Origin of the sequence: Flavobacterium arundinis (genome assembly GCF_038289855.1) — a bacterium.
GTDB classification, from domain to species: Bacteria; Bacteroidota; Bacteroidia; order Flavobacteriales; family Flavobacteriaceae; genus Flavobacterium; species Flavobacterium arundinis.
Map to the genome: position 1 here is coordinate 193,590 of NZ_JBBYHR010000003.1, position 19,483 is coordinate 213,072.

At 42.7% G+C, this 19,483-nt stretch carries 21 protein-coding genes; 14 read left to right on the forward strand and 7 right to left on the reverse strand.

Annotated elements, in window-relative coordinates; genetic code table 11:
* Window positions 1-116: 116 nt before the first annotated feature.
* The 6 genes from AAEO56_RS06480 to AAEO56_RS06505 all read right to left on the reverse strand — a co-directional run bounded on the left by AAEO56_RS06480 (window position 117) and on the right by AAEO56_RS06505 (window position 5,195).
* Entirely contained in the window at window positions 117-950 is an 834-nt protein-coding gene (locus AAEO56_RS06480) for a GIN domain-containing protein (protein WP_341696220.1), read from the reverse strand.
* Window positions 951-1,169: 219 nt separating this feature from the next.
* Complete coding sequence (locus AAEO56_RS06485; RefSeq protein WP_341696221.1) at window positions 1,170-1,661, reverse strand: nuclear transport factor 2 family protein; 492 nt, start codon at window positions 1,659-1,661, stop codon at window positions 1,170-1,172.
* Between the two features lie 74 nt (window positions 1,662-1,735).
* Window positions 1,736-2,473 (reverse strand): head GIN domain-containing protein, encoded by a 738-nt coding sequence (locus tag AAEO56_RS06490; RefSeq protein WP_341696222.1) that lies wholly within the window; start codon window positions 2,471-2,473, stop codon window positions 1,736-1,738.
* A gap of 17 nt (window positions 2,474-2,490) precedes the next feature.
* Entirely contained in the window at window positions 2,491-4,254 is a 1,764-nt protein-coding gene (locus AAEO56_RS06495) for a PspC domain-containing protein (RefSeq protein WP_341696223.1), read from the reverse strand.
* Between the two features lie 3 nt (window positions 4,255-4,257).
* Window positions 4,258-4,590: a PadR family transcriptional regulator gene (locus tag AAEO56_RS06500; RefSeq protein WP_341696224.1), complete on the reverse strand. Its 333-nt coding sequence runs from the start codon at window positions 4,588-4,590 to the stop codon at window positions 4,258-4,260.
* Window positions 4,591-4,742: 152 nt separating this feature from the next.
* Window positions 4,743-5,195, reverse strand: coding sequence for a DUF4870 domain-containing protein (locus AAEO56_RS06505; protein WP_341696225.1), 453 nt, complete (start codon window positions 5,193-5,195; stop codon window positions 4,743-4,745).
* 146 nt (window positions 5,196-5,341) lie between these two features.
* Between AAEO56_RS06505 and AAEO56_RS06510 the strand changes: the two genes are divergently transcribed.
* The 11 genes from AAEO56_RS06510 (at window position 5,342) to AAEO56_RS06560 (ending at window position 15,372) form a co-directional block, all read left to right on the forward strand.
* The gene (locus tag AAEO56_RS06510; protein WP_341696226.1) at window positions 5,342-5,797 is read left to right on the forward strand and encodes a DUF4442 domain-containing protein; all 456 of its coding nucleotides are present in this window, start codon (window positions 5,342-5,344) and stop codon (window positions 5,795-5,797) included.
* A 175-nt stretch (window positions 5,798-5,972) separates the two neighbouring features.
* On the forward strand, window positions 5,973-6,878 hold the full coding sequence (locus AAEO56_RS06515) for a TIGR01777 family oxidoreductase (RefSeq protein WP_341696227.1): 906 nt from the start codon (window positions 5,973-5,975) through the stop codon (window positions 6,876-6,878).
* A 172-nt stretch (window positions 6,879-7,050) separates the two neighbouring features.
* Window positions 7,051-7,620: a nucleotide exchange factor GrpE gene (locus AAEO56_RS06520; protein ID WP_407934954.1), complete on the forward strand. Its 570-nt coding sequence runs from the start codon at window positions 7,051-7,053 to the stop codon at window positions 7,618-7,620.
* Between the two features lie 32 nt (window positions 7,621-7,652).
* Window positions 7,653-8,786 (forward strand): molecular chaperone DnaJ, encoded by a 1,134-nt coding sequence (dnaJ, locus tag AAEO56_RS06525; RefSeq protein ID WP_341696229.1) that lies wholly within the window; start codon window positions 7,653-7,655, stop codon window positions 8,784-8,786.
* A 352-nt stretch (window positions 8,787-9,138) separates the two neighbouring features.
* Window positions 9,139-10,071, forward strand: coding sequence for an ABC transporter ATP-binding protein (locus tag AAEO56_RS06530; protein ID WP_341696230.1), 933 nt, complete (start codon window positions 9,139-9,141; stop codon window positions 10,069-10,071).
* Complete coding sequence (locus AAEO56_RS06535) at window positions 10,072-11,367, forward strand: ABC transporter permease (protein WP_341696231.1); 1,296 nt, start codon at window positions 10,072-10,074, stop codon at window positions 11,365-11,367.
* A 147-nt stretch (window positions 11,368-11,514) separates the two neighbouring features.
* On the forward strand, window positions 11,515-12,678 hold the full coding sequence (locus tag AAEO56_RS06540; RefSeq protein WP_341696232.1) for a sigma-54-dependent transcriptional regulator: 1,164 nt from the start codon (window positions 11,515-11,517) through the stop codon (window positions 12,676-12,678).
* Window positions 12,679-12,687: 9 nt separating this feature from the next.
* On the forward strand, window positions 12,688-13,443 hold the full coding sequence (locus AAEO56_RS06545; protein WP_341696233.1) for a hypothetical protein: 756 nt from the start codon (window positions 12,688-12,690) through the stop codon (window positions 13,441-13,443).
* 16 nt (window positions 13,444-13,459) lie between these two features.
* A complete protein-coding gene (locus AAEO56_RS06550; protein WP_341696234.1) occupies window positions 13,460-14,086 on the forward strand; it encodes a DEAD/DEAH box helicase in 627 nt (208 codons plus the stop codon).
* An 86-nt stretch (window positions 14,087-14,172) separates the two neighbouring features.
* Window positions 14,173-14,667, forward strand: a complete 495-nt coding sequence (locus tag AAEO56_RS06555) for a hypothetical protein (RefSeq protein ID WP_341696235.1) — start codon at window positions 14,173-14,175, stop codon at window positions 14,665-14,667.
* Window positions 14,668-15,372 carry a hypothetical protein gene (locus AAEO56_RS06560; RefSeq protein WP_341696236.1) on the forward strand — a complete coding sequence of 235 codons (705 nt, stop codon included), beginning with the start codon at window positions 14,668-14,670 and terminating at the stop codon, window positions 15,370-15,372. It abuts the gene before it with no gap.
* Window positions 15,373-15,480: 108 nt separating this feature from the next.
* Here the strand turns inward: AAEO56_RS06560 and AAEO56_RS06565 are convergent, their stop codons facing one another.
* Window positions 15,481-16,878 (reverse strand): S1C family serine protease, encoded by a 1,398-nt coding sequence (locus AAEO56_RS06565; RefSeq protein ID WP_341696237.1) that lies wholly within the window; start codon window positions 16,876-16,878, stop codon window positions 15,481-15,483.
* A gap of 107 nt (window positions 16,879-16,985) precedes the next feature.
* On the opposite strand from AAEO56_RS06565, the gene dapF reads away from it, so the two are divergent.
* Genes dapF through mltG form a run of 3 tightly spaced genes read left to right on the forward strand, consistent with a single transcriptional unit; the run spans window position 16,986 to window position 19,345 of the window.
* Window positions 16,986-17,768 (forward strand): diaminopimelate epimerase, encoded by a 783-nt coding sequence (gene dapF, locus AAEO56_RS06570; RefSeq protein WP_341696238.1) that lies wholly within the window; start codon window positions 16,986-16,988, stop codon window positions 17,766-17,768.
* Window positions 17,762-18,286 (forward strand): GNAT family N-acetyltransferase, encoded by a 525-nt coding sequence (locus AAEO56_RS06575; protein ID WP_341696239.1) that lies wholly within the window; start codon window positions 17,762-17,764, stop codon window positions 18,284-18,286. The genes dapF and AAEO56_RS06575 overlap by 7 nt, the downstream gene beginning before the upstream one ends.
* An 18-nt stretch (window positions 18,287-18,304) precedes the next feature.
* The gene (gene mltG / locus AAEO56_RS06580; protein WP_341696240.1) at window positions 18,305-19,345 is read left to right on the forward strand and encodes an endolytic transglycosylase MltG; all 1,041 of its coding nucleotides are present in this window, start codon (window positions 18,305-18,307) and stop codon (window positions 19,343-19,345) included.
* The last annotated feature ends 138 nt before the right edge of the window (window positions 19,346-19,483 follow it).

Sequence of the window (19,483 nt, forward strand, 5' to 3'; positions counted from 1 at the left end):
AGTGACTTAGAACTCCGGAGGAGTGACATGTGAATTATCATAACCTTTCCTAACACATATGTGTTAAAACTTGTCAAGGTCTCTTTACTGAAAACTGCGACTGCGACTGAAAACTCCTATTGTTCTTTCTTATAAATAATCGCGCTGTCTGCAAAATTCGTTACTGCCACTTTTGGCTTGCCGAACAATTCAACTTCCGATTTTCCGGAGGCGGAAATAGTCACAAGGTCTGTAACCATTACATTACAGGTGGTATAGCCTTCCGCGGTAAGCTCCATGGTTTTTGCGGTGAATTTTTTTCCTGTAAATGAGGCGTTATTATCAAGCCGCAACTGCACTGCAGCCGCATCGCCTTCTATAACAGCTTTCGTTTTTTGGTACATGTCAAACTTGAGCGCCGGGCTGGCAATAAGCGCTTTTAGCTCCGCATTCTTGCTAAGCTCAATTACAGCGTTTTCGGCCTTAAGGTTCAGTTCGCCTTTGGTCTTGTCATTCATTTGCAGCGTAAAACTGCCTGCTTTCACATTAAGAAAGCATTTGGAAAAGTCCTGCGTTTTTATAAGTATAGAAGGTACTTCAAGGTCGGTCAGCGCATTGAGTACGGTTTCGTGTTTGGCTGTAATTGTTTTGAGGTTGTCAGTATAAATAACCCTTACGCTGAGTTTTTTAGCGCCTGTTATTTCTTTTGAAGTATAGATGCGAAGCGTGTTGCCATTTACTTCGGCCATTACAGCCTCATGCAGATTATCATCGGCTTCTATCTCCAGTGCCTGGGTATCGCCTTTTACAAGGAACACTTCAAGGTTGTCTTCTACCTCAAGGTTTTCAAAGCCCTGGATTTCTTTCTGGGTTACGGTTACAGTTTTAGAGCCTTTTATTTTCTCTCTTTTCTGCGCGAATGCGAATGTGGTAAAAAGCAGCGCTATTACCACAGGAAGAAATTTTTTCATTTGTAGTCCTGACATTTATTGGTTGAGGCAAATATATAAAAAACAGCCTTGCAGGCTTAGGTTTCGTCCTGCAAATTGAATTGGCTCTAAATAATTGGCAATGAAGTTTAGCATAACCAATCAAAGAAATTGACACACGGACTAGTTAGAGCTATATAAACAGAAAAACCCTTCCCAAATGGCAATAAGGGAAAGGTTTTCAATAAAAAAAATCAGAAGTTATTGTGCGCCCTGATGGTCGTAGCTAAGTACTCTGGCCATTTTCCACTTGCCGTCTTTCAGCAGCCACACATGGGTAAATTTCGCTTTTCCCGTAAGGCGCTCTTTGCCATTTTCGGTGATGTAAAAAAGGTGATCTCCGGTAAGTATGGCTCCATAGCCATCAAGCGGGTACACTTTAAAGGTATCGGTCACTGCCTCGCGCCTTATTTTTTGCTTAGGATTACCGCAAATGTTTTTCTTCGTCGATTCCATGAGCTTATCAACGCCCTTCATAAAGCCGCCTTTGTCATGATAAAACTCAACATCTTCTGTAAAAAATGTCCTGGATTTTTCCAGATCACAGTTGTTGTATGCGTCAAAAGCCGCAGCATCCAGTGCTATTATTGTTTGCTCCAGTTCCTTTTGCGAAGTGGGATAACCTGCTTCTTTTTGCTGGCAATAGCCAATGCCCGAAAGGCATAGCATTACAGCCAGGAATAATTGTTTCATGGTTTTGTTTTTTGATTGATGATGATTGAAAAAGCAAATGCCCGTTGTTGCCCGGGCATTTTATATTTATTTATTTATTCCTGTCCTACAGATCCGCCTGAAGAAGCTTTCTTGGTAAGATTTGCAGGAGTGGATACATAATTGATACTAGCGCCACTCGAGGCTTGCGCAGAAAGCGATTCCACGGCATTTACGGTGCTCGTACTGCCGCTCGATGCCTCTGCAATCACCTTTTTGGCGGTAAGTTTCCTTGCGTTTAAAGAACTTCCACTTGAAGATTCTGTTTGCAGGTTATCAACCTTTCCGGCAAGTGTCAGTGTGCTGCCGCTGCCCGATTCGCAGCTGCTGTCTTTTGCCTCGATAGTCACATCAAGTGAACTGCCGCTGCCTGACGAAAGATCAATGGATTCACTTTTTAGCGTGTTTCTGCTGGTTATGCTTGAACCGCTGCTGGCTTCAATACTTTCAATATGTGGCAGTTTTACGATCACTTTTTTTGAAGTCGCGTTGCGTATATTCACATCGGCAGAAATTTTCAGTTCGCCGTTGCTTACTTCTGTCGTGATATGATCCTGCAGGTTGTCGTCGGCTTCTACAATTACCGCATAGTTGCTGCCCTGCTCAATAACCACTTCAAGCCCCCTGGCCACAGAGATGGCTTTATAGTCGCCGGTCAGCTTACGCTCTTTGGTAACAACATTACCGCTGCCGTCCATTTGTTTGAAATTGACATCAATGCCGCAGGAAAAGAACAGCAGCGCTGCCGCAACGGCTACAATTGCTTTGGCTACATGGGTGATAACTTTAATCATGGTGATAGAGTATTATGTTAGTTTCGCTTAGTTGTTGTTTTTATTTTAAAGCCATCCTTGTTGGCGCTCATTTCAACATCAACATTGTTATTTGTAGTATGTATAGTGTCATCCGAATCGAACTCTATGTGCAAATTCTCCACATCATCCACATCTGGTTCTACTGGTTCCACTGCTTCCACTCCTATATTATCTTCACTCTCGCAGTCAAGGCACTTCAGCTCATCGCCTTCCAGTAGGTACAGCTGGTTCTTGTCGCTCCACTGTACAAAAAGGTCAGAATAATCAGAGCGTATATAATCCCTAGTGTTCCGGTCCAGTTGCAGCAGCATTCCTTCAGGAATATACACATATACTTCTACGCGCTGCATCCTGTATTTGCTGGTAAGGTCGGTCGTAAGGTAATTGTCTAAAATTAAGTCATTTCCGTTTAATTCAAAACTATAATTTATTTTTTCTGCCCTTTTTCTCGCTTCAGAGGTAGAACTTCCTTCCGCAAGCTTTTCTACCTGGATAAAAGGCTTTTCCTTATCGGTTTTGATAATATGGATATCAACATTGGTAGAATAGATAATATCGTTATCGGTTGAATCCTGGATAATACTAAAGTCGGTATGATAATCTACTGTTTTAGAGTACAGTGAGTTGTAACGCAATTTCACATTCAGTGTGTTGTCGTCACCAACCATATTCACCGGGAGCTCTTTTACTGTTTTTCCTTCATGGGAAATCTCGGTAGCCTGTCTTATACCTAAATATATAGATACCGACAGCGATATGATCCAGATTGCCAAAAGCGTATACCGTGTTATGTTGCCTACAGGCCTCAGGTTTTCTACCAGTATCTTAAGCCCAAGCAGGAACATGAAAAATACAGGGATGCCGAATGTAAACAGCGCTAACAGTCCCACTACCCAAAATGGCGTTTCGGTGTAATTAAGCATATTGTGCGCCATAAACCATGGGGTATTGGTCATAGTGCTTGTAAAAAGCGTTGTCAGGAAAAACACGATCAGCCCTCCAAGTGTCAATGCCGAACATATTGTAATAATGGCCCCTATCACTTTGGCAAGGCCTTTAAATAGTGCCATGAATACGTAGCCTATACCGCTCCCTATTTTCTCGGCACCCGACTTTGCGTTGGCGCCCATCTTGTCATAGTCCAGCGATTTCAGCCTTTCGCTCACCTGGTCGATCTCTTCCTTCACTTTTTTCTCGATATTGGAGATGTTGATAGGCTCGCCGGTCATTTCAAGCTTTTCTGTGGTCGTAATGGCTTTCGGGATAAGTATCCATAGCAGCACATATACGATAAGGCTTGAAAAGAAGGTAATGAACAGCGATATGATAAAGATGATTCGTACCCATAGCGGGTCTATCCTGAAATAATGGGCGATACCGGCACACACACCGCTTACCAGGGCCCTGTCGCTGTCCCTGTAAAACTTTTTGGTTTTAAAAGGATAGTAACCGTAATTGTATGCTGAATAGCCGCTGTCTGCTTTTTCGGAAGACTCGTCGTCTATTCTGTAATCTTCGGGCTGGCCCATCACCGCAATTACTTCCTCTACCTCGCGGACGCTTACAACCTGTTTGTCATTTTTAAGCTTTTCTGTCAGCAGCTCCGCTATCCTGCCTTCAATATCACTCATGATCTCGTCCCTGCCATCGGCCGAAAGCGAACTCCTTATAGCATCAAAGTAGCGATTCAGCTTTTGATAGGCATCTTCATCGATGTGAAAGAAAAGGCCTCCTAAATTTATACTTACTGTTTTGTTCATGACTTATGCTTTTTGACTGGTTATAATATTTACTGCATCGGATAGCTCCGTCCAGGTAGTGTTTAATTCTTTTAAAAATTCGTGCCCTTCATCGGTAAGGCCATAATATTTCCGTGGCGGGCCCGATGTCGATTCTTCCCATCGGTAGCTTAGAAGCCCGTCGTTTTTTAATCTGGTGAGCAGCGGGTATACGGTACCCTCCACAACAAGCAGTTTAGCGTTTTTAAGAGTATCCAGGATTTCTGAGGTGTAGGCATCTTTTTTCTGCAACACACACAGGATACAGAATTCCAAAACTCCTTTTCGCATTTGTGCTTTGGTATTCTCAATGTTCATAAGCTTTCGTGTTTAATGATTAAACTGTCCATTTTTTGATTGATGATTGATGATGATTGATTGATGATTGAACTCTCACCAGGTTGATTACTCCCGGTTGTTTTTTTCCGAAGGCGCGGCAGATGCCTGTGGCTTCCGGAGGATATGTTTTATTATTTGATGAATTTAATGGTTAAAGGAAAATCGTAACGCTGTCCGTTGCTGTTTTTTACGGCGGCATACAGTATAAGGAAGAACTCTGCCACCTTAAGGATAAGCACCAGGAACGCGGCAACGGCACCTATAATTACCAACCCTGTTATCCTGCCGGCACTAAATTGCTCTATCACCCAGTGATGGTCATTTACCATTTGAAAACTCACGTCGCTGAATAATGTATAGAGGAAGATTGGCAGGGCAATGATCATTAGCAGGACTGAATACATGAAAAGGCTAAGCTGGAAATTGATGGCCTGCTTTCCGTTATAGTCTACAAATTCCGATTCCTGTTTCTTAAGGCTCCATATAAGTGCGGGGAATATAAAGTTTCCCAGCGGGAACACATATTGTGCAAAAGCGCTTAGCTGGAGCAGTGTCGATGTATTTTTATTGGATGTGGTTTCCATAGTAGATGCTTATGTCAGTTAATATTCTATGCAAATATATGGTCATAAGAAGGTATTGTGCAATGCAAAGTACTAATATTTAACAAAATATTAACATTTAGAAATATGGATAATTATCTGTATTTTAGCAGGAAATATAGCAAACAATGGAATTCACGCCGTCTAAACTCAACACATTCCTTTTCTTTAAACTGCCTTCTGCCTATTGGAGCGGGGTGAGGGTCAAAGAAATTTCTGTTAATCGCTGCGTCGCTACGGTAAAGCATCGCTGGTTCAACCAAAACCCTTTCGATTCGATGTATTTTGCTGTGCAGGCCATGGCGGCAGAGCTCACAACAGGCGCCCTGGTTATGTACCAAATAAAGAAAAGCGGAAAAAAAATATCGATGCTGGTGGCCAATAACAAAGGTAATTTTTCGAAAAAAGCGCGCGGCAGGATAACATTTAGCTGCAACGATGGCCACCTGATCGAAGAGGCCATCCAAAGAGCGATAGCGACAGGCGAAGGGCAAACCTTCTGGATGAAATCAATAGGGACAGATCATGAAGGGGATAAAGTTTCAGAAATGGATTTTGAATGGAGTATCAGGGTGAAGCAATAATATCCCAAACCGTATGTTCGGGATACAGATGCTCACTTATTGCGCTGAAAAGCCGGTGCATTAAGTGCCTGCAAAAAGAAATAGAAAATAAACATCATAAACATTAGTTAAACGCTTTATCTTTAACGTAGCTTTAGGATGGCGACTTTAAATTTGCACTGAAAAATAGAATGATATGAAAGTTTTAATTACCGGGGCCACGGGGCTTGTAGGGAATGAACTGGTGTCACTGCTGCTTAAGAACGGGATTCATATACACTACCTTACTACTTCTGAGAAAAAATTACAGCATGAAACACAATACAAAGGGTTTCTTTGGAATCCTGAAAAAGGAGAGATAGACCAGGATTGTATTGATGATGTTGATGCTATAATACACCTTGCGGGTGCATCCATTTCTAAACGATGGACCGATTCGTATAAGGAAGAGATATTGGAAAGCCGTGTGGTATCTGCCGATATGCTGTATGACCTTTTAAAAAACAATCCTAATAATGTAAAGCATTTCATTACAGCATCTGCAATAGGTATTTATCCTGATAGCCCGGATAAAGTATATTCAGAAGAAAGCAATGAAGTGGACACGTCTTTTTTAGGGCAGGTGGTATTAAAATGGGAGCGCGCCGCAGATAAGATCGAAAAGCTGGGCATTACGGTATCCAAAATAAGGACAGGGCTGGTATTGTCACACAAAGGCGGTATGCTGAAAGAGTTGGTGAGGCCCATTAAATTTGGTCTTGGCGCTGCTTTTGGCAACGGAAATCAAATACAATCATGGATCCATGTTGAGGATTTGGTGGGTATTTACCTATTTGTGCTTACCCACAGGCTCGAAGGTGTTTTCAATGCTGTTGCACCCTATCCTGTCACACAGAAACAACTTGTAAAAAACGTAGCCGATGTGCTCAATGTGCCTTATTTTCTGCCCGGCATCCCTAAATTCGTTATGAAAACCGTAATGGGCGAGATGCACGACCTGCTCTACATGAGCCAGAATGTAAGCGCAAAGAAAATAATTGGCGAAGGCTACCAGTTCAAATACCTCTCTTTGGAAAAAGCATTAAAGCACGAGCTGCATTAATAGTGTTCAGTTCGGACAATCCTGACCCCAAAGGTTTAATACCTTTGGGGTCTTTATTTGTGCCAAAAATAAAACCGTGACAATTTGACACTTTAAATCTTTTGGCAATACTTTTGCACTTCGCTTCAGCGAACTATTATAAAATTTAATGTTTAAGAAAATATTTAAAAATATGAGCCAGGAAAATTCTGAAAATGTGGAGAAAGACTTAACACAGGAAGAATTGATCAATGACGCCGAAAATGCTGCTGATACTACAACTGAAGCAGGGATTCCCTCTGCCGAAGACTTGACTGAAGAACAGAAGCTGCGCGAAGAGATCGCTAAAGAAAAAGATAAGTTTTTGCGCCTGTTTGCCGAATTTGAAAACTATAAAAAAAGGACCGCTAAAGAAAGAATGGACCTCTTCAAGACTGCCAACCAGGAAGTGCTACAGGCGCTTTTGCCGGTAATGGACGATTTTGACAGGGCGCTGGCACAAATTGCTAAAGCAGAAGATGAGGTTTTGCTGAAAGGTGTAGAGCTCATCCATAACAAACTGAAAGATACATTGGTGTCTAAAGGGCTGGAGCAGGTAGACATTAAAGCAGGCGACGCTTTTAATGCTGATTTTGCCGAAGCCATAACCCAGATACCGGCACCTACACCCGACCTTAAAGGAAAGATTGTAGATGTTGTAGAGAAAGGCTATAAACTGGGCGATAAGATAATCCGTTTCCCTAAAGTGGTATTAGGGAATTAATAACTGCCGGAGCAGTATAAAGATAAAGTGAGATGAAAAAAGATTATTACGAAATACTGGGAATTGACAAAGGCGCTACGGCAGAGCAGATAAAAAAAGCGTACCGTAAAAAAGCCATTGAATACCACCCTGACAAAAACCCGGGCGACAAGCAGGCAGAGGAAAACTTTAAGACGGCGGCACAGGCGTATGAAGTCCTGGGCGATCCCGATAAAAAAGCCCGCTACGACCAGTACGGCCATGCAGCTTTTGACGGCAGTGGAGGCTTTAACGGCGGCGGCATGAATATGGACGACATTTTCAGCCAGTTTGGCGATATTTTTGGCAGTGCCTTTGGGGGCGGCGGTGGTTTTAGCGGCGGCTTCGGTGGTTTTGGAGGCGGTGGCGGCCAGCGCAGGGTAAAGGGCAGCAACCTTCGCATCAAGGTAAAGCTTACCCTCGAAGAAATTGCTAATGGCGTTGAGAAGAAAGTTAAGGTAAAAAGAAAAGTCCAGGCCAAAGGCGTTACTTATAAAACATGCCCTACCTGTAATGGTGCGGGGCAGGTAATGAAAGTAACCAACACCATTTTAGGAAGGATGCAGACTGCATCTACCTGCCATACCTGCGGAGGCAGCGGCCAGATCATAGAGACCAAACCGGGCCAGGCGGATGCGCAGGGTATGATTATGGAAGACGAAACCGTATCTATCAAAATACCGGCAGGAGTGGTTGACGGCATGCAGCTGAAAGTGAGCGGAAAAGGTAATGATGCGCCGGGAAGCAACAGCATATCGGGCGACCTTATCGTTGCTATAGAAGAGGTGGAGCACGATACATTAAAACGTGAGGGTGAGAACCTGCATCTTGATCTTTACATCAGTTTTGCCGAAGCAGCGCTCGGAACATCGAAAGATATTGAGGCTGTGGGAGGTAAAGTAAGGATAAAACTTGAGGAAGGTATCCAGTCGGGCAAGATTTTAAGGCTGAAAGGCAAGGGTATTCCTAGTATAAACAGCTATGGTAATGGTGACTTGCTTGTGCATGTAAATGTCTGGACTCCAAAGACTTTGAATAAAGAACAGCGTCAGTTTTTTGAGAAATCACTTACAGATGAAAACTTCATACCCCATCCGGAAAAGTCGGATAAATCTTTTTTTGAAAAAGTTAAGGATATGTTTTCATAATTTAAGAAAAAATTATATATTTGAAATTCACTATGCAAATAGTGAATTTTTCTTTTTCATAGCAATTTTTCCCATCCTCATCGCAAGATAAGGGTGGGTTTTTTTATTAGAACAGTTGAAAGTTATTTTACCCTACCTGAAAAATAAACTTTTTTTAAAATTAATTTCATAAATACAGAATTCCCTCCGTACCGTCTTTGCGAGGAGGAACGACGAAGCAATCTTTCCGCTCTCTATCTCCCTGTACTCGCGATATACAATTGCGATGACAATTATCCTTACAGTTCGGTAACTTTTTCCGTCTTTATTCGCCATATATTGGTATTTTTACAATCACAATCAATAAAACGGAATGGAATCAATCTTAGAAGTAAGAAATGTTGTAAAGCAGTACGGCGACTATACCGCGCTTAACAGTGTTTCGCTACAAGTGCCTAAGGGCAGCATATATGGGCTCCTCGGGCCAAATGGTGCAGGCAAGACCTCGCTTATACGCATCATCAACCAGATCACCATGCCCGACAGCGGCGAAGTTTTTCTTGACGGCGAAAAATTATCGCCACATCATATCAGCCAGATCGGCTATATGCCGGAAGAAAGGGGGCTTTACAAATCCATGAAAGTAGGCGAGCAGGCCTTATATCTCGCACAGCTGAAAGGGCTTTCGAAAAAAGAAGCCAAAGCCCAACTCGAATACTGGTTCGAAAAGCTGGAGATAAAAGGCTGGTGGAATAAAAAGATACAGGAGCTCTCCAAAGGGATGGCGCAAAAGATACAGTTTGTGGTAACGGTGCTGCACCAGCCTAAGCTGCTGATATTCGACGAGCCTTTCAGTGGATTCGACCCGGTGAATGCCAACCTGATAAAAGATGAAATATTAGGGCTCCGGGATAAGGGAGCCACCATCATTTTCTCTACCCACCGTATGGAAAGCGTTGAGGAGATGTGCGACGACATCGCACTCATCCATCAATCGAACAAACTTATCGAAGGAAAGCTCGACGATGTGAAGAAGCAATACCGTAGCAATACCTTTGAAGTGGGGATAGCGCCGGGCAATATCGAACATTTCTTTGCCGATATGAGCCTGAACACGCCTTATGTAAGCCAGAAAGCCAATTTCAAGACGCTTGATGATGAGCTGAAACTCCAGATAACCCTCCCAAAAGGTACTACGTCGCGCGAACTGCTGAACTACCTTATGCAAAAAGGCGATGTGACCTACTTCGTTGAGAAGATCCCGAGTGTGAACGATATATTTATTCAAACCGTAAGCAAAAGATAAATGAGCCTTTCCCTTATTATAAAAAGAGAGTTTACTGCCAAAGTGCGTAACAAGTCATTTATCGTAATGACGTTCCTTAGCCCTATTCTTTTTGTGGGCATGGGCTGCCTGATCGCCTACCTTACCAGCCTGAACAACAACGAGCTCGTAACGGTTGCTGTACACGACCATGAAGGCTACCTGAAAAAAGATTTTAAAGATTCCGGCCATATCAAATACGTGGACCTTTCGGCGATGCCGGTGGCAACGGCAAAGAAAACGGCTTCAGAACAGTATGAAGGCCTTATATATGTACCACAGGTGGACAGCCTGAACGCACTTTCCAAAAAGGTGGAATACATTACGAATGAGTCGCCTAACCTTGATTTCGTTTCCGATATTGAAGACATCATTAATGACAAGGTCACCAAAGACAACCTCCAGCATTTAGGCTTTGACTATAACAAGATAGAAAAGGCAAGGGTGGAATCGCAGGTGCACCTCAGTAAGTTTTCAGGAGAGGAAACCTTTAAAGAAGGCAGTATTATAAAAATGGTTATCGGTGGTCTTTCCGGCTATCTTATCATGATGTTCGTAATCATTTATGGCAATATGGTTATGCGCAGCGTTATCGAGGAAAAGACAAACCGTATCATCGAGATCATCATATCCTCGGTTAAGCCCTTTAAACTGATGATGGGCAAGATCATCGGTACATCGCTTGCCGGTATTTTGCAATTTATAATATGGAGTATTTTAGGGGTCAGCCTGTTCTTGGTACTTACCATGCTCTTTGATGTGAAAGTAGGTGCAGCTGCAAATACGCCCGAAGTGCAGCAGGCAACCCAGGCAGCAATGAGCGATTTACAGCTCTATATCAGTGAATTCCTGAAATTGCCACTTCTCACGATTTTCATATCCTTTATTGTTTATTTCATAGGCGGCTTTTTCCTTTACAGCTCTATCTACGCTTCTATTGGTGCGGCCGTAGACAGCGAAACCGACTCACAGCAATTCCTGCTTCCTATAATCCTGCCTTTGATGCTTGGGGTATATGTAGGCTTTTTCAGCGTGATCAGCGACCCGCATGGCACTGTGGCCACCGTTTTCTCGATGATACCGCTAACATCGCCTATAGTAATGCTTATGCGCATCCCGTTTGGTGTCCCGCTATGGCAGGTGGCAGTATCGGTAACACTGCTATTCGCAACATTCTTTGGGGTGGTTTGGTTTGCCGCAAAAATATACCGCATCGGTATCCTTATGTACGGTAAAAAACCTACTTATAGTGAAATATTCAAATGGCTTAAATACTAGTCGCGTTTTCAGTCACAGTCACAGTCGCAGTGATTGGCCAAGCATTAGTTAGTTATTTGTTAATCGTTTAGCAGGTAAGCTGTTTATAAAATAAATTTATACTGATTGGCAATAGAAAATAGCCAATAAAAAATAATCAATCCGAAGATGTCTAAAATACTGATCATAGAAGACGAAGCCGCCATCCGCAGGGTGCTGGGAAAAATACTTTCTGAAGAGAACGATACCTACCGGGTAGAGGAAGCCGAAGACGGGCAGGCTGGCCTTGAAAAGATAAAGAACGACGATTATGACCTGGTGCTGTGCGATATCAAGATGCCTAAAATGGATGGCGTTGAGGTGCTCGAGGCAGTAAAAAAAATAAAGCCGGAGATACCTTTTGTAATGATATCAGGGCATGGCGATATTGATACAGCTATCAATACAATGCGCCTTGGTGCCTTTGATTATATATCAAAGCCGCCCGACCTGAACCGCCTGCTCAATACAGTGCGCAATGCCCTTGATAGAAAAGTACTTGTAGTAGAAAATAAGATGCTGAAAAAGAAAGTCAGCAAGAACTACGAGATGGTGGGAAGCAGCGAGCCCATCAACCATATAAAAGGTATCATAGAAAAAGTAGCCCCAACCGATGCGCGGGTACTCATTACAGGCCCAAATGGTACCGGTAAAGAGCTTGTGGCCCACTGGCTGCACGAAAAAAGTGAGCGTTCTGGTGCTCCTTTTATCGAGGTGAACTGCGCGGCTATTCCGTCAGAACTGATAGAGAGCGAGCTTTTCGGCCACGTGAAAGGTGCATTTACCAGCGCTGTGAAAGACAGGGCAGGCAAGTTCGAGGCTGCTGATAAAGGCACGATATTCCTTGATGAGATAGGCGATATGAGTATGTCGGCGCAGGCCAAAGTACTTCGGGCCTTGCAGGAGAGCATGATCCAGCGCGTGGGCGCCGAGAAAGATATTAAGGTAGATGTGCGCGTAATTGCTGCCACCAATAAGGACCTGAAAAAAGAGATTGCCGAAGGGCGTTTCCGGGAAGACCTTTACCACCGCCTGGCAGTGATATTGGTAAAAGTACCATCATTAAACGACCGCCGCGACGACATCCCGACACTGATAAACCATTTTGCCGAAAAAATAGCGACAGAGCAGGGCAGTGCGCCTAAAAAATTCTCCGACGAAGCCATCAGGCTATTGCAGGAGTACGACTGGACGGGTAATATCCGCGAGCTGCGCAATGTGGTGGAGCGCCTTATTATCCTGGGTGGTAACGAAATTTCGGAAACCGATGTGGCTCTTTTCGCAAGTAAGTAAACCGGGTTTATGAAAGTAACGCTCAATATTTTCCTTTTGGTTTTTTTTGCCAATCTATCACTGGCACAGGAGGATTTTTTAGAAAAATTAAAAGGGTACGACCTCTCGCAGGTAATCCATCCCGACAGTATCAGCGATGACACGTTAGAGAAAATAGAAGCTGCTGAATCTCTGGGCTTCATGGGCAATGACTATGAAAGGTTCCGGATACACTTCACATCTTTCACAAAGAGCAGGATTAACCCGCTTGTATATAATGTAAAAGGCAAGACGAATTTTAAGAATAACATTTGTAATTTTGCAGGAACTATTAGCGTGGTCTCAGCGGAGTATGATGATTCGCTTGAAGGGATCATCGGTCCGGGTCAAAGGGGACTATCTATTGTGAGCAATGTCGTGATTTACGAAGACAAGCTACAAAACGGCTCGGGTATAATAAAGGGCACACTCATTACCGATGCGTTTTTTGATGCGAAAGGGAGACTAAGCTATAACGCATTAATGCTAATGGCTGACGGATTTCGCAACAACCAGTTCACGGGAACATGGACAAGTTATAAAACCGGCGCTTCCAAAAAATGCAACTGGGGCGATTACCGCATACCGGAAAGCAGGGGCTTAGATGTAGGCGCAGGGGAATTTTCGGTTTTGGAGAAATATAGGAGCAAAGGCTGGGAGAGTTATTATGACTCGTATTGCTGTGATCCCGACAAGCCTGAAACAAAAGCAGCCCGGAAAAAAGAGTTAGAAAAATGGTGGCTGTAACAATTGATAAATTTAAATGAAACTAAAAAAAATAAACCCAAACCTTTCAGAAGCGCTTGAAGAAGCCGGGCTTACTGAGCCAACTGAGTTGCAGAAAGAAACGTTCGGGACCATAAAAAGCGGCGCCGACTGTTTGTTGGTTGCCGGGCAGGAAGAAGGCAAGACAACAGCGATAGTGATCCATGTGATACAACGGCTGGAAAAGTCGTTCCAGGAATCGCCCCGGGCGCTTATCATAGTGAAGGATAAGGAAAAAATGCTGGAGGCGATGGAAATGTTCAAAAAGTTTGGTAACTACACCGACCTGCGTATCTACGGCGTGCATGATAAAGGCGATATTGACTGGGATAAAAACCAGATATCCCTTGGTATTGATGTGCTTGTAGGCACACCGGGAAGGCTGAGCGATATGTTCTCTTCAGCGGGATTCGATGTCAACCAGCTAAAGATGTTTATTTTGGACGATGCTAACGAGATACTGAAGCTGAGGCACGATACGCGTATTGCCAGGATATCCGACAGCATTGCCAAAACCCAGCGGCTTTTCTTTACCGATGAGATCACCGAAAGGGTGGAAGTATTGGCCGACAGGCTCATGATAGAGCCGTTCTTCTATGAATTCGATGGGGAAGAAGAGGATTGAATTTTAGTAATAACAGTTATAGAATTTCTTAAGTGAGAATATTTGTGGAATTTTGAAGGCAAACGAAACAAGATAAATAATCAAACATGGATTTAGAAACAAGCTTAGATTTAAAAAGTCTTTTTGCAAGTGGTGTTACACCAAAACAGATAGAAGGCTTAGAAATGATTTTATTGCCTGAGAATTTTGATGCAAAATTTGACGATCAATATGATGCCCAAGATTCAATTACCTTAAGTAAGTTACTAAAAGCGGAGGGTGTCAAATGTGCCAACTCGTTTGATTTAGGTTTTGATTTACCTACCAAGGAAAGAAGAAGTAATGATATTTGGCTAGGGCAGCTTTACATTTTGAATGATGTTATTTTGCCAATTGTCACTGGTGTAATTGGTTCAGTGTTGGCAAGTTTAATAACCGACTGGAAAAATAGAAAAGATTTACGCGAGCCTGTGGGAAATGTACATACAGATATTACAATTATTAGTAAAGAAGGAAAAAAAGAAATTCATTATACAGGAGATCCAGAAACTTTGATGAAAATACTTAAAGCAATTGACAATGGAAAAAAGAAGAAAAAATAAATGACTCCACCAACTATTGACCAAATAGAACATTACTGTAATGATTTAGTATCTTCTTGGAAGGAAAATTATGCAAAAAAAAATTATAAAGAGTGCTTAGAACTTTCGCAGAAATTTATTACAAATTTAAAACCAATATATAATGATAGGCTTTACGGCGATACTGATCAAGCAAAAGAATCTTATAGCTGCATGTATATTTTTATGATTCTTAGTAAATCTTTCGAAGATGTAATCAAATTGGTTGAATTAACAGCGAACAAAAATTGGCCAAATGATCAAGCGAAAACTGAAAGTATTTGGCAGGTGCTGTGGGATGCAAAGGAGAGATTAGATATTTTTAATAGTCACTGTCGGAATAAAAATCTTTTTAAATTTCTATTACAACAGTTAAAAAAATTGGAACATTGTTTTTACGATCTTTTTGGGAAGGGAATATACATGAGCCCAGTTATACTTGTTAAAAAGGCAAGCTGTAGTATCTGTGGTCTAAATATAAAAGGTTGTGCACACATTCCAGGATATCTATATGATGGCAAACCTTGCAAAGAGATAGCTGAAGATTTTGAAATTCAAGGGGCAGACATTGTTCAATCTCCTCATGATATGCGTTGTAGAGTATGGCCTTGGAATTTTATCGATGAAAGCCGAGTTAATGTGCGTATTATGAATTTAAATAAGTTGGATGACTTTATTAAAAATTAACTTATTTATTACGGATATTAAAATTCACGCTGTTTAAAACAGATTCTAATTAATACAAATAATAAGCCCCCGCAATTGCAGGGGCTTCATCATTATATAAAGGTGTGATTAGATTAGAAACTGCACCACCTGTCCATTTTTGGTAAGCATCTCAACGCGTACTTTCTGGTTAGGCCTTTTGTTTTCAAGCACCTTCGAGACACTCTCAATATCGGTGGCTTTCATGTTGCCTATCCTCAGTATAATACCATCTTTTAGTTCGTCATAGTAAGGCATCCAGTCTTCATCCGTGATCTCCTTGATCTTAACACCATAATCGATCTTAAGTTTCTTTTTGTCGGCATCGGTAACATCTTCCAGTTCAAGGCCATCATATGTAAAGCTGTTGATCTCGTTCTTGGAAAGTTTTACAGGGACTGTCATTATTTTGCCATCGCGGTTTACAGCAACTTTAACTATGTCATTAGGTCGTTTGGTCACAATAGAGGCGTTTATGTCCGCAAAGCCGTTTATTTCTTTCTCATCTATCTTAGTAATAATATCACCTTTTTTGATGCCCGCTTTCTTGGCTCCGGAATCGGCAATAACATCGTTTACATAAAAACCTTTTGTTTCATCGATACCAAGGTCTTTCGCAAGCGCGCTGTTAAGTTCGCCCCCTTTAACGCCAAGTGCGCCACGCTGCACGTTGCCGTATTGCATAAGGTCCTCGATGATCTTGCGGGTAATATTCGACGGAACGGCAAAGGAATAGCCCACATACGAGCCCGTCATAGATGATATCATGGTGTTGATGCCGATGAGCTCACCCCTTGTATTTACCAGTGCGCCGCCACTGTTTCCCGGGTTTACCGCAGCATCTGTCTGTATGAACGATTGTATGCCATCCTTGCTGAGGTTCCTGGCTTTCGCCGAAACTATACCAGCTGTTACGGTGCTGGTTAGGTTATAAGGGTTACCAACGGCGAGCACCCATTCACCCACTTTAATATCGTCGGAATTGCCAAAAGTTGCAAACGGCAGTTTATCTTTAGTCTCCACTTTTAACAGTGCGATGTCCATTTTGGAGTCGGTGCCCACCAGTTTCGCTTTATAGGACTGGTTGTTATTAAGCGTCACCTCCAGTTCGGAAGCATTTTGCACCACGTGGTTATTCGTTACGATATAGCCATCTTCGGTAATGATAACACCTGATCCTGTACCCACCTGCTGCTGTTGCTGCCCGCTGCCGCGATAGCCGAACATATAATCCCACGGGCTTTCCGGTACGGTGGCATAGGACGTATTCTTGACGTGTACTACCGTGTGTACCGCCTTATCTGCTGCCTGGGTAAAATCAACCTGCTCGGCGCCGTTATAGCCCACAGTGCGGGAAAAATTAGATTGGTCGGGAGCTATTGATAAGGCAGATGAGGGTGTGTCGTTATCAAATACCAGTTTGTAAGCTCCAAGTGTAGTGGCGCCGCTAAGAAGGCCCACAAGCAATAATCCTGAAAATCTTTTCATAAGTAAAAACAGTATTTAATTTTATGGTTAAACATATAATAAAAGCCGGGCAGCCAACCATTTTATATGTCATTAATATTTGTACTTTTGCCTTAATACCTATATAAATGAAACTTACTTTCTACAAATACCAGGGCACCGGAAACGACTTTGTAATGGTGGATAACCGTGAAAATATATTTCCCAAAAATGATACCAAACTCATCGGGCATTTATGCGATCGCAGGTTTGGCATCGGGGGCGATGGGCTTATACTATTAGAAAACGACGATGCTACTGATTTTCGTATGGTCTACTATAATTCTGATGGTAATGAGAGCACCATGTGCGGCAACGGTGGCAGGTGTATTGTAGCTTTCGCTAATTTATTAGGCCTGATCGATGACGAGACCGATTTTACAGCCATAGACGGCAGGCATCACGCTACAATTGCCGATGACGGAACGATTTCCCTGCACATGAAAGATGTGCATACGGTTTCGGTTTATGAAAATTATGTTTTTATGGATACCGGTTCACCGCACCATGTAGAGCTCGTAGACGGGCTGGATGAATTCGATGTAAAAAAGGTGGGCGCCAGCATCAGGTACAGCGGCCTTTATGGCGACAAAGGGTCGAATGTAAATTTTGTCGCTCCGTTTGGCACTGACAAATTTTCAGTGCGCACCTATGAGCGCGGCGTTGAAGATGAAACCCTATCCTGTGGTACAGGCGTGACTGCTGTTGCGATTGCCATGAAAGTGCTTAATAAAACACATTCGAATGCCGTTAAGCTCGAAACACCCGGCGGGGAATTGCAGGTTTCGTTTGTACAGGAAGGGAAACAATTTACGCAGGTATACCTTACAGGCCCTGCCAAATTTGTTTTTAAAGGCGATATCGAATGGTAACCCTGAAAGGCGATACTGTTTATTTACGGGCGCTGGAGCCTGATGACCTGGAGTTTGTGTACCGGCTGGAGAATAATGAAACAATTTGGGAAGTAAGCAACACCCAAACCCCATACAGCCGCTTCCTTATACATCAATATCTTGAAAATGCCCACCAGGACATTTACGAGGCAAAACAGCTAAGGCTTGCTATTTGCAGGAACGGGAGTTTTGATGCCATTGGGCTCATAGACCTTTTTGATTTTGACCCTGTGAACCAGCGTGCTGGTGTCGGGATAATCATAGAGCAGGAAGACAACCGTAATTCCGGTATAGGAAAAGCAGCATTGGGGCTTCTGATCGAATATGCTTTCCAAAAACTGCAACTGCACCAATTGTATGCAAATATAGCTATGGCAAATGTTGCGAGTGTATCGCTTTTTACTAATTTTGGCTTCCAATTAGTTGGGATAAAAAAAGACTGGATCAGGACGAATAATTCGTATGCTGATGAGGCTTTGTACCAACTCATCCGTTAACCAAAAAAATATAAAATTTTGAAATTAAGAAAGATAGTCGGCATTTTTTCGCTGGTTGTAGTTACCGCAGGCACCATTTATGGTTATATGTTATACAAAGACATTTATTCGGCAAATACAAAATTCAATGAAGACCGTATGGCTGTTTTCGTGCCTACAGGCTCATCATTTGAAGACGTGCAAAAAATAGTGACGCCTTACATCGAAGATATGGGCCGCTTCAATTCGACTGCCGATAAAAAATCATACCCGGATAATGTAAAGGCCGGTAAATTCATCCTTAAAAAAGGCATGGGCAGCAACGATATCATTAATGCGTTGCGCCAGCCGGTACCGGTAAACATCTCTTTTAATAACCAGGAAACGCTGCAAAGGGCAGTAGGGCGCATTGCACAGCAAATAGAGCCGGACAGCCTTACCTTGCTAAAAGCATTTACGGATAAAAAATTCCTTGAGGAGAATGGCTTCAATGAGGATAATGTACTGAGCATCTTTATCCCGAATACCTATGAGTTTTTCTGGAACACATCGGCTAATAAGGTAAGGGAAAAGATGGCGAAGGAGTACAGGAAATTCTGGACACCGGAAAGGCTTGCCAAAGCCGAAGCGCTGAACCTTACGCCACTGCAAGTATCGGCATTAGCATCGATAGTCCATAAAGAAACAGTCAAGACCGATGAGCGCCCGCGCGTGGCAGGAGTATACCTTAACCGTCTTCAAAAAGGCATGAAGCTGGAAGCGGACCCTACGGTCATTTACTCCATGAAAAAGCAAACCGGCGATTTTGACCAAGTCATAAAGCGGGTATTGTATAAAGACCTTGTTATCGATTCGCCGTATAATACTTACAAGTACGAAGGCCTGCCACCGGGTCCCATCGCAATGCCGGATATTACAGCGCTTGATGCGGTTTTAAATCCCGAGAAGCACAATTACATCTATTTCTGTGCGAGCGTTACTAATTTTGGCTACCATGAATTTGCTGTTACGGCAGCACAACATGAAGTAAACCGCCAAAAGTATGTTGCCTGGGTAGAAAAGATGGGGATAAAGAGGTAAATTCTTACAAATATAAATTTCAGAATCCGGGAAAACAGTAATTTTCCGGATTTTTTTTGCGCCAAAAAGAGCTTAAAGGATAGTGAAAGGTATTCTTTGTAACCCCCTTGTTTCACGCGGGTTAAGGAATTTTCTTTC

Excerpts from the sequence above, each read along its gene's own strand:
- AAEO56_RS06480 (WP_341696220.1), bottom strand. The coding sequence starts at position 950 with ATGAAAAAATTTCTTCCTGTGGTAATAGCGCTGCTTTTTACCACATTC.
- AAEO56_RS06485 (WP_341696221.1), bottom strand. The coding sequence starts at position 1,661 with ATGAAACAATTATTCCTGGCTGTAATGCTATGCCTTTCGGGCATTGGC.
- AAEO56_RS06490 (WP_341696222.1), bottom strand. The coding sequence starts at position 2,473 with ATGATTAAAGTTATCACCCATGTAGCCAAAGCAATTGTAGCCGTTGCG.
- AAEO56_RS06495 (WP_341696223.1), bottom strand. The coding sequence starts at position 4,254 with ATGAACAAAACAGTAAGTATAAATTTAGGAGGCCTTTTCTTTCACATC.
- AAEO56_RS06500 (WP_341696224.1), bottom strand. The coding sequence starts at position 4,590 with ATGAACATTGAGAATACCAAAGCACAAATGCGAAAAGGAGTTTTGGAA.
- AAEO56_RS06505 (WP_341696225.1), bottom strand. The coding sequence starts at position 5,195 with ATGGAAACCACATCCAATAAAAATACATCGACACTGCTCCAGCTAAGC.
- AAEO56_RS06510 (WP_341696226.1), top strand. The coding sequence starts at position 5,342 with ATGGAATTCACGCCGTCTAAACTCAACACATTCCTTTTCTTTAAACTG.
- AAEO56_RS06515 (WP_341696227.1), top strand. The coding sequence starts at position 5,973 with ATGAAAGTTTTAATTACCGGGGCCACGGGGCTTGTAGGGAATGAACTG.
- AAEO56_RS06520 (WP_407934954.1), top strand. The coding sequence starts at position 7,051 with ATGAGCCAGGAAAATTCTGAAAATGTGGAGAAAGACTTAACACAGGAA.
- dnaJ (WP_341696229.1), top strand. The coding sequence starts at position 7,653 with ATGAAAAAAGATTATTACGAAATACTGGGAATTGACAAAGGCGCTACG.
- AAEO56_RS06530 (WP_341696230.1), top strand. The coding sequence starts at position 9,139 with ATGGAATCAATCTTAGAAGTAAGAAATGTTGTAAAGCAGTACGGCGAC.
- AAEO56_RS06535 (WP_341696231.1), top strand. The coding sequence starts at position 10,072 with ATGAGCCTTTCCCTTATTATAAAAAGAGAGTTTACTGCCAAAGTGCGT.
- AAEO56_RS06540 (WP_341696232.1), top strand. The coding sequence starts at position 11,515 with ATGTCTAAAATACTGATCATAGAAGACGAAGCCGCCATCCGCAGGGTG.
- AAEO56_RS06545 (WP_341696233.1), top strand. The coding sequence starts at position 12,688 with ATGAAAGTAACGCTCAATATTTTCCTTTTGGTTTTTTTTGCCAATCTA.
- AAEO56_RS06550 (WP_341696234.1), top strand. The coding sequence starts at position 13,460 with ATGAAACTAAAAAAAATAAACCCAAACCTTTCAGAAGCGCTTGAAGAA.
- AAEO56_RS06555 (WP_341696235.1), top strand. The coding sequence starts at position 14,173 with ATGGATTTAGAAACAAGCTTAGATTTAAAAAGTCTTTTTGCAAGTGGT.
- AAEO56_RS06560 (WP_341696236.1), top strand. The coding sequence starts at position 14,668 with ATGACTCCACCAACTATTGACCAAATAGAACATTACTGTAATGATTTA.
- AAEO56_RS06565 (WP_341696237.1), bottom strand. The coding sequence starts at position 16,878 with ATGAAAAGATTTTCAGGATTATTGCTTGTGGGCCTTCTTAGCGGCGCC.
- dapF (WP_341696238.1), top strand. The coding sequence starts at position 16,986 with ATGAAACTTACTTTCTACAAATACCAGGGCACCGGAAACGACTTTGTA.
- AAEO56_RS06575 (WP_341696239.1), top strand. The coding sequence starts at position 17,762 with ATGGTAACCCTGAAAGGCGATACTGTTTATTTACGGGCGCTGGAGCCT.